The organism is Streptomyces sp. A1277 (assembly GCF_004795015.1).
In the GTDB taxonomy this organism is placed as follows: domain Bacteria; phylum Actinomycetota; class Actinomycetes; order Streptomycetales; family Streptomycetaceae; genus Streptomyces.
The window spans coordinates 95,064-108,088 of sequence record NZ_SSBI01000004.1 but is presented as its reverse complement, the minus strand read 5'-3'; the positions used below and the strand labels follow the sequence as shown (position 1 = coordinate 108,088).

The 13,025-nt window shown below is 71.8% G+C and carries 9 protein-coding genes, 1 pseudogene and 1 riboswitch; of the genes and pseudogenes, 3 read left to right on the top strand and 7 right to left on the bottom strand.

Going from position 1 to position 13,025, the window contains the following annotated elements:
• Positions 1-115: 115 nt before the first annotated feature.
• A complete protein-coding gene (locus E6R18_RS04290) occupies positions 116-397 on the top strand; it encodes an HPr family phosphocarrier protein (protein WP_018105371.1) in 282 nt (93 codons plus the stop codon).
• A gap of 182 nt (positions 398-579) precedes the next feature.
• Here the strand turns inward: E6R18_RS04290 and E6R18_RS04285 are convergent.
• The 4 genes and pseudogenes from E6R18_RS04285 to E6R18_RS04270 form a co-directional block, all read right to left on the bottom strand.
• Positions 580-879: pseudogene (locus tag E6R18_RS04285) on the bottom strand (FCD domain-containing protein); the annotation flags it as partial.
• 177 nt (positions 880-1,056) lie between these two features.
• A complete protein-coding gene (locus E6R18_RS04280; protein WP_136315479.1) occupies positions 1,057-1,890 on the bottom strand; it encodes a M23 family metallopeptidase in 834 nt (277 codons plus the stop codon).
• Positions 1,891-1,903: 13 nt separating this feature from the next.
• Positions 1,904-2,070: riboswitch (cyclic di-AMP (ydaO/yuaA leader) on the bottom strand.
• A 222-nt stretch (positions 2,071-2,292) separates the two neighbouring features.
• Positions 2,293-3,675, bottom strand: a complete 1,383-nt coding sequence (locus E6R18_RS04275; protein ID WP_136315573.1) for a pitrilysin family protein — start codon at positions 3,673-3,675, stop codon at positions 2,293-2,295.
• A 26-nt stretch (positions 3,676-3,701) separates the two neighbouring features.
• Complete coding sequence (locus tag E6R18_RS04270) at positions 3,702-5,069, bottom strand: pitrilysin family protein (protein ID WP_206308212.1); 1,368 nt, start codon at positions 5,067-5,069, stop codon at positions 3,702-3,704.
• A 310-nt stretch (positions 5,070-5,379) separates the two neighbouring features.
• On the opposite strand from E6R18_RS04270, the gene E6R18_RS04265 reads away from it, so the two are divergent.
• The gene (locus E6R18_RS04265; RefSeq protein ID WP_136315478.1) at positions 5,380-7,830 is read left to right on the top strand and encodes a DNA topoisomerase IV subunit A; all 2,451 of its coding nucleotides are present in this window, start codon (positions 5,380-5,382) and stop codon (positions 7,828-7,830) included.
• A 29-nt stretch (positions 7,831-7,859) separates the two neighbouring features.
• On the opposite strand, the gene E6R18_RS04260 is transcribed toward E6R18_RS04265, so the two are convergent.
• Together E6R18_RS04260 and E6R18_RS04255 are read right to left on the bottom strand one after the other, a co-directional pair.
• A complete protein-coding gene (locus tag E6R18_RS04260; RefSeq protein ID WP_136315477.1) occupies positions 7,860-8,972 on the bottom strand; it encodes a GTP-binding protein in 1,113 nt (370 codons plus the stop codon).
• Positions 8,973-8,991: 19 nt separating this feature from the next.
• Positions 8,992-10,152: a citrate synthase/methylcitrate synthase gene (locus E6R18_RS04255; RefSeq protein ID WP_136315476.1), complete on the bottom strand. Its 1,161-nt coding sequence runs from the start codon at positions 10,150-10,152 to the stop codon at positions 8,992-8,994.
• A gap of 144 nt (positions 10,153-10,296) precedes the next feature.
• On the opposite strand from E6R18_RS04255, the gene E6R18_RS04250 reads away from it, so the two are divergent.
• On the top strand, positions 10,297-11,787 hold the full coding sequence (locus E6R18_RS04250; protein ID WP_240799584.1) for a citrate synthase: 1,491 nt from the start codon (positions 10,297-10,299) through the stop codon (positions 11,785-11,787).
• A gap of 29 nt (positions 11,788-11,816) precedes the next feature.
• On the opposite strand, the gene E6R18_RS04245 is transcribed toward E6R18_RS04250, so the two are convergent.
• Positions 11,817-12,836 carry a LacI family DNA-binding transcriptional regulator gene (locus E6R18_RS04245; protein WP_136315475.1) on the bottom strand — a complete coding sequence of 340 codons (1,020 nt, stop codon included), beginning with the start codon at positions 12,834-12,836 and terminating at the stop codon, positions 11,817-11,819.
• Positions 12,837-13,025: the final 189 nt, after the last annotated feature.

The following is a 13,025-nucleotide window of genomic DNA, read 5'->3' as shown; positions in this document are numbered from 1 at the left end:
GTGTCCGGACGACGCTACGGCGCGGGGCGCGCGAGGGCCCGCGGGTCGGCCCGGAGCATCGCGCACCACATGAGAGACTGGTCTAGACAACCATTGATTCGTGAAGGGCAGAACCATGGCTGAGCGCCGCGTCAACGTCGGTTGGGCCGAGGGCCTGCACGCCCGCCCCGCTTCCATCTTCGTCCGTGCCGCTACGGCTTCCGGCGTTCCCGTCACCATCGCCAAGGCGGACGGCAACCCGGTGAACGCGGCCTCCATGCTCGCGGTGCTCGGGCTCGGGGCGCAGGGCGGCGAGGAGATCGTCCTCGCGTCCGACGCGGACAACGCCGAGGCCGCTCTGGACCGTCTGGCCAAGCTGGTCGCCGAGGGGCTCGAGGAGCTTCCGGAGACCGTCTGAGTCCGCACGGCCACGACCGCCGGCATTCTCACGGGAAAGCCGCGGCCCCCCTCACCGGGTGCCGCGGCTTTTTCGTGCGCGCACGCGTACGGGTAATGGCGGCGGAGGCGCGCACAGAATAATCGGGCGGCCTCTTTTACGTATTTTTACGCACGCCTTTCTTTCTTTGTACGTGCCCTTTGTTAATTCCGGCCGCCTGTGGTGTTTACGGCACGTTGCGCATCCCTCACACGGGGGACGGTGGCCGGCCGGGCGGGGCGGCGCAGCCGGTGCGCGGCGCCCGCCCGCTCGGCGAGCTGCGCGGCCAGGGTCCTCGCCCGCTCCGCGTCCCCGCGCGCCACGGCGTCCACGAGGGCGCCGTGCTCGGCACAGGAGTCGGCCGGGCGGGCCGGCTGGTCGACCGCGTACATCCAGGCGATCTTGTGCCGGAGCTGGGTGAGCAGGGCGATGAGGCCGGGACTGCCGGACGCCTGGGCGAGCGTAACAGCGGCCGATCGACACCTCTGCCGTGACTCTATTGCAATACGCTCGCGTTTCCGATGCCAGGCGGTAATTCATGAATATCTTCTGGTCACGGGCGGGATCGGAAGCGGACACGGCGAAGGCCCCTTGAACCCAAGAAGGGGTGCCGGGGCCTTCGCCGTGGAGTCCGCGACGGGTCAGACGGTGACGCCGTGGGCGCGCAGGTAGGCGACCGGGTCCATGTCGGAGCCGTACGAGGGGGTGGTGCGGGCCTCGAAGTGGAGGTGCGGGCCGGTGGAGTTCCCGGTGGAGCCGGAGAGCCCGATCCGCTGACCGGCGCCGACGCTCTGGCCCACGGAGACACCGATCGAGGACAGGTGGCCGTACTGGGTGTACGTGCCGTCCGTCATCCGGAGCACGATGTTGTTGCCGTACGCCCCGCCCCAGCCGGCCTCGACGACCGTGCCGGCGCCGACGGCGACGACGGAGCTGCCGGAGGCGGCGTGGAAGTCGATGCCGGAGTGGCTGCCGGAGGACCACAGCGAGCCGCTCGACTCGTAGCCGGTGGTCACGAAGGAGCCGGCGACGGGGAGCCGGTAGGACGCGCCCAGGGCGGTGCGGGCGGTGGAGCGCGCGGCGCGGGAGACGCTTTCGCGGGCCTCGGCGCGGGCGGCCGCCTTCTTCTTGGCCGCCTCCTTCGCCTTGGCGGCCTTCACGGCGGCCTTCTTCCTGGCCTCGGCCTGCTTCTTCGCCTTCGCCTCGGCCGCCGCCCTCTTCTGGGCGACGTCGGCCTGGTGCTGCTGCTCGGCGGCCTGCGCGTCGATCCGGTCGGCGAGGGTGTTCTCGATGGAGATGATCTGGGAGAGCCCGGTCTCGCCCGCGGCGGGGGCGGCCTCGGCGGCGAGGGCCGGGGAGGCCAGGGAGCCGATGACGCCGGTGGCGGCGAGAGTCGCGACGCCGGCGGCCTTGGCGCCGGTACGCGTCAGACGGCTCGGGGCACGGTGCTTCCCGGTGGCACGGGTGAACGCCATGGGGTGGCTGGTCCTTTCCTTCCTTCTCGCCTACCGGGTTAGCTGACGGGTTCGGAGCAGGAAGGTCTCCTACGGATGCCGCGGGCCAGGGGAGGCACGGGCGTCCGATTCACCCCAGGGACTGCGTGGGTCCCCGGCTCCCCTGGCTCGCGCCTGACGGGGACTCGGCGATGACTGCCCGGTACGTCGCGGATGCGGCATACGAGTGGCGGACAGCCGAGCCGACGCTAAGCGGCCGCACTTCCCGCCACCAAACGGACAGGAGGTTTTGTAGCGCATCCCACAGGGCGGATCTGATCTTTGCGCGCCAATTGGGGTTAATCAGACATAAGGGAGGCCCCGGTGGCGTCCACACGCACCGGAGCCTCCCCGTGTGCCCGCACGGCGGGCGGGGGTGAGCGGTCAGCCGCCGACGACCGTCACCTCTCCGATACCGAGCGCCCTGACCGGCTCCTCGATGCGCGAGGCGTCACCGACCAGGACCGTGACCAGCCGGTCCACCGGGAAGGCGCTGACCACGGCCGCGGTCGCCTCGACCGTGCCGGTCTCGGCGAGGCGGGCGTACAGCGTCGCCTGGTAGTCGTCCGGGAGGTGCTGCTCGACCTGGTCGGCGAGGGTGCTCGCGACGGAGGCCGCCGTCTCGAACTTCAGCGGGGCGACGCCCACGAGGTTCTGCACGGCCGTCTCGCGCTCGGCGTCCGTCAGGCCCTCGGCGGCCAGCGTCCGCAGGACCTTCCACAGGTCCTCCAGCGCCGGACCGGTGGACTCGGTGTCCACGGAGCCGCTGATGGCGAGCATCGCCGCGCCCGTCGCGCCGGAGGCGGAGTCCACGGCACCGGAGCGCAACACCTGGGCGAAGGCCCGTACGCCGTAGGTGTAGCCCTTCTCCTCGCGCAGCACCCGGTCGAGCCGGGAAGTGAGCGTGCCGCCCAGGCAGTACGTGCCGAGCACCTGGGCCGGCCACACGCTGTCGTGGCGGTCGGCGCCGATGCGGCCGATGAGCAGCTGCGTCTGCACCGCGCCGGGGCGGTCCACGATCACCACCCGGCCGGTGTCGTCGGCGGTGATCGGCGGGAAGGGACGGGCCTGGGCGGTGTTGCCCGACCAGTCGCCGAGGGTTTCGGCGAGCAGCGCGTCCAGGTCGATGCCGGTCAGGTCGCCGACCACGACGGCCGTCGCGGTGGACGGGCGGATGTGCGCGTCGTAGAAGGCGCGCACGGCCGCGGCGTCGATCCGGGCCACGGTCTCCTCGGTGCCCAGGCGGGGGCGCGACATGCGGGCCGAGGCCGGGAAGAGCTCCTTGGAGAGCTGCTTGGCCGCGCGGCGTGCCGGGTTGGCCTGCTCGTGCGGAATCTCGTCCAGCCGGTTGTTCACCAGCCGCTCGACCTCGCTGTCGGAGAAGGCCGGAGCCCGCAGCGCCTCGGCGACCAGGCCGAGCGCCTTGGCCAGCCGGGAGGCCGGGACCTCCAGGGAGACCCGGACGCCGGGGTGGTCGGCGTGCGCGTCGAGGGTGGCGCCGCACCGCTCCAGCTCGGCGGCGAACTCCTCGGCGCTCTGCTTGTCGGTGCCCTCGGACAGGGCGCGCGACATGATCGTCGCGACGCCGTCCAGGCCCTCCGGCTCGGCGTCCAGCGGGGCTTGGAGGAAGATCTCGACGGCGACGACCTGCTGGCCGGGGCGGTGGCAGCGCAGCACGGTGAGGCCGTTGGGCAGGGAGCCCCGCTCGGGCGCGGGGAAGGCCCAGGGCCGGGCCACGCCGGGGGCGGGCTGCGGGTGGTACTGCATCGAAACTTCAGTCGCGGCAGCGTCGGTCACTGGTCCGCCCCTTCGTGCGCGTCGGTGTCGGTGGCGGCCTCCGCCTCGTCTGCGGTCTCGGGCTCGACCGGTTCGTAGACCAGCACCGCCCGGTTGTCGGGCCGCAGCTGGGCACGGGCGGCCGCCTTGACCTCGTCGGCCGTGACGTCGAGCACCCGGTTCACGGCGGTCAGCGCGAGCTGCGGGTCGCCGAACAGCACGGCGTACCGGCACAGTTCGTCGGCGCGGCCCGCGACCGTGCCGAGCCGGTCCAGCCATTCGCGCTCCAACTGGGCCTGAGCACGTTCCATTTCCTCGGGCGTGGGGCCTTCCTCGGCGAACCGGGCCAGCTCCTCGTCGACCGCGGTCTCGATCTCGGCGACCTCCACCCCGCCGGACGTCTTGACGTCCAGCCAGCCCAGGGAGGGCGCGCCGGCGAGCCGGAGCAGCCCGAACCCGGCGGCCACGGCCGTACGGTCGCGCCGGACCAGGCGGTTGTGCAGCCGGGACGACTCGCCGCCGCCCAGCACGGTCAGGGCGAGGTCCGCGGCGTCGCACTCGCGGGTGCCGTCGTGGGGCAGCCGGTAGGCGGCCATCAGGGCGCGCGCCGGCACCTCCTCGCGGACCTCCTCGCGCAGCTGACCGCCCATGACGGGGGGCAGCGCGCCGTCGCGCGGCGGTTGCTTGCCGTCGTGGGACGGGATGGAGCCGAAGTACTTCTCGATCCAGGCGAGGGTCTGCTCGGAGTCGATGTCGCCGACGACCGACAGCACCGCGTTGTTCGGCGCGTAGTACGTACGGAAGAAGGCGCGGGCGTCCTCCAGGGTCGCCGCGTCCAGGTCGGCCATCGAGCCGATCGGGGTGTGGTGGTACGGGTGGCCCTCGGGGTAGGCGAGGGCGGTCAGCCGCTCGAACGCGGTGCCGTACGGGACGTTGTCGTAGCGCTGGCGGCGCTCGTTCTTGACGACGTCGCGCTGGTTCTCCATGGACTCCTCGTCGAGCGCGGCGAGCAGCGAGCCCATCCGGTCGGCCTCGAGCCACAGGGCCAGCTCCAGCTGGTGCGTGGGCATCGTCTCGAAGTAGTTGGTCCGCTCGAAGCTGGTGGTGCCGTTGAGCGAGCCGCCGGCGCCCTGCACCAGCTCGAAGTGGCCGTTCCCCTTGACCTGGCCGGAGCCCTGGAACATCAGGTGCTCGAAGAGGTGCGCGAGACCGGTGCGCCCCTTGACCTCGTGGCGCGAGCCGACGTCGTACCAGAGGCACACCGCCGCGACCGGGGTCAGATGGTCCTCGGAGAGCACCACGCGCAGGCCGTTGGCCAGACGGTGCTCGGTCGCTGTCAAGCCGCCGGAGCCGGCCTGGGCTGTGGCCGTGTGACCCATGGGCATGTACGTCCCTTCGATCGCGATACTGGTTGTCGAGGTGGAGAAGTTGCTTCGCGAGCTTGTTTCGAGAGGTTGATTCGAGACACAGCCACTGTATGCAAGCGAACAGACACCTGGCGAAGTTCCCCTGTGGCGAAAGTTCGCGAGAAAGCGCGAACAGGGAGGTCTCCGGCCCCCTCGGAACGTGCGGGAAGCGCCCTTTGGGACGGGTCGAGGTCGGGGATGTCAGTGGCGCGGTCCACAATGGTGCGCGTCAGAACCTGAGGGAACCTGAGGTTGCCCGCACAGAATCCGTGAAGGAGTCGCAGCAGCGATGGCCCGCCGCAGCACGAAGACCCCGCCGCCGGACGACTTCGAGGAGAAGATCCTCGACATCGACGTCGTCGACGAAATGCAGGGCTCCTTCCTCGAGTACGCGTACTCGGTGATCTACTCACGGGCCCTGCCGGACGCCCGCGACGGCATGAAGCCGGTGCACCGCCGCATCGTCTACCAGATGAACGAGATGGGCCTGCGGCCGGACCGGGGCTTCGTGAAGTGCGCCCGGGTGGTCGGCGAGGTCATGGGCAAGCTGCACCCGCACGGCGACGCGTCGATCTACGACGCGCTGGTGCGGATGGCCCAGCCGTTCTCGATGCGGCTCCCCCTCGTCGACGGCCACGGCAACTTCGGCTCGCTGGGCAACGACGACCCGCCGGCCGCCATGCGGTACACCGAGTGCCGGATGGCCGACGCGACCTCGCTGATGACGGAGTCGATCGACGAGGAGACGGTCGCCTTCCAGTCGAACTACGACGGCCAGGAGCAGGAGCCGGTCGTCCTCCCGGCCGCCTACCCCAACCTCCTGGTCAACGGCACGACCGGGATCGCGGTCGGCATGGCGACCAACATGCCGCCGCACAACCTGGGCGAGGTCATCGCCGCGGCCCGGCACCTGATCAAGCATCCGGGCGCGGACCTGGACACCCTGATGCGGTTCGTCCCGGGTCCCGACCTGCCGACCGGCGGGCGCATCGTGGGCCTCGCCGGCATCAAGGACGCTTACGCGCGCGGCCGCGGCTCATTCAAGATCCGCGCCACGGCCGTCGTGGAGAACGTCACGCCGCGCCGCAAGGGCCTGGTCGTCACCGAACTGCCCTTCACCGTCGGCCCGGAGAAGGTCATCTCCAAGATCAAGGACCTGGTCTCGGCGAAGAAGCTCCAGGGCATCGCCGACGTCAAGGACCTCACCGACCGCTCGCACGGCCTGCGCCTGGTCATCGAGATCAAGAACGGCTTCGTGCCGGAGGCCGTGCTGGAGCAGCTCTACAAGCTGACGCCGATGGAGGAGTCCTTCGGCATCAACAACGTGGCGCTGGTCGACGGCCAGCCGCTCACGCTCGGGCTCAAGGAGCTGCTGGAGGTCTATCTCGACCACCGCTTCGACGTGGTGCGCCGGCGCAGCGAGTTCCGCAGGACCAAGCGCCGCAACCGGCTGCACCTGGTCGAGGGCCTGCTGGTCGCCCTGGTCGACATCGACGAGGTCATCCGGCTCATCCGGTCCAGCGACAATTCGGCGCAGGCGAAGGAGCGGCTCATCGAGCGCTTCTCGCTGAGCGAGATCCAGACGCAGTACATCCTGGACACACCGCTGCGCCGGCTGACCCGGTTCGACCGGATCGAGCTGGAGAGCGAGCGGGACCGGCTGAACGCCGAGATCGCCGAGCTGACGGCGATCCTCGAATCGGACACCGAGCTGCGCAAGCTCGTCTCCTCGGAACTGGCCGCGGTCGCCAAGAAGTTCGGCACGGCCCGGCGTACGGTGCTGCTGGAGTCGGCCGGTTCGCAGGTCGCTTCGGTGCCGCTGGAGGTGGCGAACGACCCGTGCCGGGTGCTGCTGTCCTCGACGGGTCTGCTGGCGCGTACGGCCAACGACGACCCGATCGTCTTCGCCGAGGGCGCCAAGCGGTCCAAGCACGACGTGATCGTCTCCGCGGTCGCGGCGACGGCTCGCGGTGACGTCGGTCTTGTGACGTCCGCCGGGCGGCTGCTGCGGCTCCCGGTGATCGATCTGCCCCAGCTGCCGGACACGCACGCGGCGCCCAACCTGTCGGGCGGGGCGATGATCGGGGAGTTCCTGACGCTGGAGGCGGACGAGGAGGCCGTCTGCCTGACCACGCTCGACGAGACGTCGCCGGGGCTGGCCCTCGGCACGCTGCAGGGCGTCGTGAAGCGCGTGGTGCCGGACTACCCGGCCAACAAGGACGAGCTGGAGGTCATCACCCTCAAGGACGGTGACCGGATCGTCGGCGCGGCGGAGCTGCGGACCGGCGAGGAGGACCTCGTCTTCATCACCTCGGACGCGCAGCTGCTGCGCTACCCGGCGGCGCAGGTACGCCCCCAGGGGCGGCCGGCCGGCGGTATGGCGGGCGTCAAGCTGGCGACGGGTGCGCGGGTGCTCTCGTTCGCCGCGGTGGATCCGGCGGCGGACGGCGCGGTCTTCACGGTCGCGGGTTCGCACGGCACGCTGGACGACTCGGTGCTGACGTGCAAGCTGACCCCGTTCGACCAGTATCCGCGCAAGGGCCGGGCGACCGGTGGGGTGCGCTGCCAGCGGTTCCTGAAGGGCGAGGACGTGCTGGTGTTCGCCTGGGCGGGGACGACGCCGGCCAGGGCGGCGCAGAAGAACGGCGCCCCGGCCTCGCTGCCCGAGCCCGATCCGCGGCGCGACGGCTCGGGGACGCCGCTGCCGAGCCCGGTCGCGGTGATCGCCGGCCCGGTGTAGGCCGCCGGCCCGGCGGCGGCGGGGCGCGGCTACGCGTCGTCGTCGCCAGGCTGTCGCACGTACCGCAGGACGCCCCACATGGCTCGCTCGTGTGCGGCGTCCTGCGGTGTTTCCGGGCCCGCGCGGTGGCCCTTCTCCCCCGTCGTGCGGCAGCTCTCCAACTCCTTGCGCAGGGCCGGCGCGTCGATGCCGGAGCCGATCAGGACGAGCTGGGTCCGCTTCGGCTCGCCGCGCGTCCAGGGCCTGGGGGTGAACCGCAGGAACCTGCCTACGGCGTGCACCCCGTAGGCGTTGCCCGGGTCGCCCGCGCCGAAGTCGACGTAGCCCTTGATCCGGTACAGCCCTTCGGGCCGGGAGTCGAGGAAGTCCAGCAGCCGGCGGGGGTCCATCGGCGCGTCGGAGGCGAAGTCGACGCTCTCGTACGCCGTGTGCAGATGGGCGCCGTGCCCGTCGCCGTCCTCCGCCACACGCTCCTCCAGGTACAGGTCCTCGAAGGTGAGCTGGCGGGCCTTCTCGTCGTTGTCGGGCCGCAGCGCCGGGTCGAAGAGCAACTGCGGATCGATCCGGCCGTAGGTGGCGGGGACGACCGCGGCCGTGCTGCCGCTGTCGGCGACGGCCTGCCGGACGCGGGCGTGCTCCTCGTCCCCCGCCCGGTCCGTCTTGTTCAGCACCACGAGGTCGGCCACCGCGAGATGGCGGTCGACCTCCGGGTGGCGTTGCCGGGTGGCCTCGAACTCGGCGGCGTCGACCACCTCGACCAGTCCCCCGTACACGATGTGCGGGTTGTCGCTGGCGAGGATCATGCGGACGAGTTCCTGCGGCTCCGCGAGCCCGCTCGCCTCGATGACGATGACGTCGAGCCGGGCGGCGGGCCGGGTCAGGGTCTCCAGATAGGTGTCCAGTTCGCTCGCGTCGACCGCGCAGCACAGGCAGCCGCCGCCCGGCGACACGGTCGAGCCGACCTGGCCGGAGACGGTCATGGCGTCGATCTCGATGGCCCCGAAGTCGTTGACGACGACGCCGATCCGGTTCCCCGCGCGGTGGAGCAGGAGGTGGTTGAGCAGCGTCGTCTTGCCGGATCCCAGGAATCCCGCGAGGACGACGACCGGGATCGGGGGGCTGGGGGGCGACGACGAGCTCAAGGGGGGCCTTCCTGCGGGGTCAGACTGCCGGGACCGGCTGGGGCGGGGGCGGGCCGACGTAGCGGGCCGCCGGGCGGATGATCTTCGAGTCCTCCGCCTGCTCCAGGATATTGGCGCTCCAGCCCACGACCCGCGCCGCGCAGAAGGTCGGGGTGAACATCTCGCGGGGCAGCCCGCACAGCTCCATGACCACTCCGGCGTAGAACTCCACGTTGGTGTGCAGCTCGCGCCCCGGCTTGAGCTCGGCGAGGATCGCCTCGACCTGGGGTTCCACCTCGACGGCGAACTCCACGAGCGGGCCGCCGAAGCCCTGGGCGATGGACCGCAGCATGCGCGAGCGGGGGTCCTCGGTGCGGTAGACCGGGTGGCCGAAGCCCATGATCCGGTCGCCGGCGAGCACCCGCTCGCGGATCCAGCCGTCGATGCGGTCGGGGGTGCCGATCGCGTCCAGGGTGTCGAGGGCCCGGCTGGGCGCGCCGCCGTGCAGCGGTCCGGAGAGCGCTCCTACGGCGGCCACCAGGCATGCGGCGACGTCCGCCCCGGTCGAGGCGACGACCCGGCCGGTGAAAGTCGAGGCGTTGAAACCGTGGTCGACGGTGGAGATCAGATACTGCTCGACGGCCCTGACCCGGGCCGCGTCCGGCACGGAACCGGTCAGCATGTACAGGTAGTTGGCCGCGTGTGGCAGGTCGGCGCGCGGCTCGACCGGTTCGAGCCCCTGGCCGAGGCGGTACAGGGCGGCCAGCACGGTGGGCACGGCGGCGCAGGCGGTCAGGGCGTCGGTGCGGCGCCGGGACGCGTCGATGTCGTAGACCGGCCGGAAGCCGGCCGAGGCCCCGAGCAGGGAGAGCGCCGTGCGCAGCCCGGACAGCGGGCCTGACACCGCGCTCGCACGGGCTATGGCCGGCAGGGCGTCGCGTACCGCGTCGGGCAGTACGCGCAGGGCGGCCGTGCGGGCGTGGAAGTCGGCGCGGGCGGCCGGACCGGGCAGCTCGCCCTCGGTCATGAGGTACCAGACGTCCTCGAAGCCGCGGGTCCGCGCCAGCTCGACCGCCGAGTACTGCCGGTAGTGGTAGAAGCCCTCGCGCCCCCGGACGTCGCCGAGGGCCGTATCGGTCACGACGACACCCGCGAGACCTCGGGGGACGTCGAGCGGTGTTCCGCCGGTCGTGGTCGTCATTGCTTCCTCCGTGGGCAGTTCGGTGACTCCTTGACATTGATTCGACTGTCCATGCATGACTGTAAGCCTGTCAATATTGATTGAATCAATGTAGATGTGCGGATCGGATACCGCGACGGCATATGGACTGGATACGGTGACGGCATGACGGATCGATCAGATGCGGGCGGGGAACGGCCGGACGCGGCCGGGGAACGGCCGGGTGTGGCTGAGGAGCGGCCGGGTGTGGCCGGGGAACGGCCGGACGCGGCCGGGGAACGACCGGGTGGAGGCGAGGAACGGCCGGGTGGAGGCGGGCGGCGGCTCACCACGCGGGAGACGGCCGAGCGCCTGGGCGTGAAGCCCGAGACGGTGTACGCCTACGTCAGCCGCGGCCAGCTGAGCAGCAGCCGCGTGCCCGGCGGGCGCGGCAGTACGTTCGACGCGGCGGAGGTGGACGCGCTGGCGCGGCGGACGGGACGCAGGGAACCCTCCTCCCCCAGCGGCGAACCGTCCGTCCGTACCGGCATCACCCTCATCACCGGCGACCGGTACTACTTCCGGGGCGTGGACGCGACGGAGCTGGCCGCGCGCCATACGTACGAGGAGGTCGCCGAGTGGCTGTGGACCGGTCAGCTGCGGCCGGGCATCCGCTTCACGGCTCCGGCGCGGGCGGTGGGCGCGGCCCGCCGGGCGGTCGACGCACTGCCGGCGCACTGCGGTTCCACGGACCGACTGCGGGTAGCGGTGGTCGCCGCCGCTGCCGCCGACCCGCTGCGTTTCGACCTGTCGCGCGAGGCGGTGCTCGGGGGCGCGAGAAGCCTGATCCCTGCACTGGTCGCGGCGTTGCCGACAGTGGGCGGGGACGGGATCGACGACACCGCGGGCGAGGGTGGCGCAGGCGGTAGTGGGGGCGAGGGCGCGGCGGGCAGAAGTGGGGGCGAGGGCGCGTCGGGCAGAAATGGGGGCGAGGGCGCGGCGGCGGGTCTGGCCCGTCAACTGTGGCCGAAACTCACCGCTCGCGCGCCTGACGAGGCGTCACTAGCAGCCCTGGATGCCGCACTCGGCCTCCTGATCGACCACGATCTGGCCGCCTCCACGCTGGCGGCGAGGGTCGCCGCCTCGGCCCGGGCCCATCCGTACGCGGTGGTCTCGGCGGGTCTCGGCGTGCTGGAGGGGCCCCTGCACGGCGCGGCCAGCGGGCTGGCCCACCGCATGCTGGCCGAGGTCCTGGAGCGCGGCGGCGCGGCTCCGGTGGTCGCGGACCATCTGCGGGCCGGCCGCCCGGTCCCGGGGCTCGGCCACCGGCTCTACACCGGCGAGGATCCCCGCGCGCGCACCCTGTTCGGCCTGCTCGCGCGCATCCCGCGCGCGGCACCGGCCCTGGCCGCCGCCCGCGACGTGGTCGCCACCACCGCACGGGACGCGACCCTGCACGCCAACGTCGACCTGGCCCTGGCCGCGCTCTCGGTCGCCTCGGACATGCCGGCGGAGGCGGGAGAGACGGTGTTCGCGGTCTCCCGTACGGCGGGCTGGATCGCGCATGCCCTGGAGGAGTACGGAGAACCCCCGCTGCGGATGCGCCCCAGCGGGCACTACACGGGCCCCCGGCCGCCCCAGCCGCTCCCCGTACCGGATGGACCACTCACGCAATAGTCCGTACCACTGCCGCAAAATTGCGACGGTCAGCGGGAAGCGCCGCGCGGAGGCTGGGCCGTCGAGCCGCGCACGACCAGTTCCGGTTCGAAGAGCAGCTCGTCGGACGGCACCGCACGTCCGCCGATCTGTACGGAGAGCAGCTCGACGGCGGCCCGGCCCATGGCCTCGATCGGCTGGCGGACGGTGGTGAGGGGAGGCTCGGTGCAGTTCATGAAGGCCGAGTCGTCGTACCCCACGACGGAGACGTCGTCGGGGACCGAAAGGCCCCGCCGCCGCGCCGCGCGCACGGCCCCCAGGGCGAGCGGGTCGCTGGCGCAGATGAACCCGGTGACCCCGTCGTCCAGCAGTCGCGTGGCGGCGGCCTGCCCGCCCTCCAGCGAGAACATCGCCCGGGTCACCCACGCGTCCGGAATGGTCGTACCGGATTCCTCGGCGAGCGCGCGGGCCGCGGCCAGCTTGCGCTGCGAGGGCATGTGGTCCGAGGGGCCGAGCACCAGGCCGATGCGCTCGTGACCCAGCGAGACAAGGTGGCGCCATGCCTGCTCGACGGCCACGGAGTCGTCGCAGGAGACACAGGGGAAGCCCAGGTGGGCGATGGCCGCGTTGATCAGGACGACGGGGATCTTGCGGTCGGCCAGCACCTTGTAGTGGTCGTGCGGGGCGTCGGCCTGGGCGTAGAGGCCACCGGCGAAGACCACGCCCGAGACCTGCTGCTGCAGGAGCAGTTCGACGTAGTCCGCCTCGGAGACCCCGCCCTTGGTCTGGGTGCACAGGACGGGGGTCAGTCCCTGCTGGGCGAGGGCGCCGCCGACCACCTCGGCGAAGGCGGGGAAGATCGGGTTCTGCAGTTCGGGCAGGACGAGGCCCACCAGCCGGGCCCGCTCGCCGCGCAGCTGCGTCGGGCGCTCGTAGCCGAGGACATCGAGCGCGGACAGGACGGCCTGCCGCGTGGCGTCGGAAACGCCCGGCTTGCCGTTGAGCACCCGGCTGACCGTGGCCTCGCTGACTCCAACCTTCTGTGCCACCTGAGCAAGTCGTCGCGTCATACGCGCAAGATTAGCGCAAGAAACGCAAGCAGATTGCGTGGGGCAGGAAACAAGACGATTTTCGGAAGCACAGGAGCGCACGAGCCGTTCGGCCCCGGCCACCCCTACCGCATGACCACCGGAACCCCGCCTCGAACCGGCCCGGCGTCCATCGACCCCACGTGCGTCACCGTACTCGCCACCGACCGC

Excerpts from the sequence above, each read along its gene's own strand:
- E6R18_RS04270 (WP_206308212.1), bottom strand. The coding sequence starts at position 5,069 with ATGCCCATGGGTCACACGGCCACAGCCCAGGCCGGCTCCGGCGGCTTG.
- E6R18_RS04265 (WP_136315478.1), top strand. The coding sequence starts at position 5,380 with ATGGCCCGCCGCAGCACGAAGACCCCGCCGCCGGACGACTTCGAGGAG.
- E6R18_RS04275 (WP_136315573.1), bottom strand. The coding sequence starts at position 3,675 with ATGCAGTACCACCCGCAGCCCGCCCCCGGCGTGGCCCGGCCCTGGGCC.
- E6R18_RS04245 (WP_136315475.1), bottom strand. The coding sequence starts at position 12,836 with ATGACGCGACGACTTGCTCAGGTGGCACAGAAGGTTGGAGTCAGCGAG.
- E6R18_RS04280 (WP_136315479.1), bottom strand. The coding sequence starts at position 1,890 with ATGGCGTTCACCCGTGCCACCGGGAAGCACCGTGCCCCGAGCCGTCTG.
- E6R18_RS04255 (WP_136315476.1), bottom strand. The coding sequence starts at position 10,152 with ATGACGACCACGACCGGCGGAACACCGCTCGACGTCCCCCGAGGTCTC.
- E6R18_RS04290 (WP_018105371.1), top strand. The coding sequence starts at position 116 with ATGGCTGAGCGCCGCGTCAACGTCGGTTGGGCCGAGGGCCTGCACGCC.
- E6R18_RS04250 (WP_240799584.1), top strand. The coding sequence starts at position 10,297 with ATGACGGATCGATCAGATGCGGGCGGGGAACGGCCGGACGCGGCCGGG.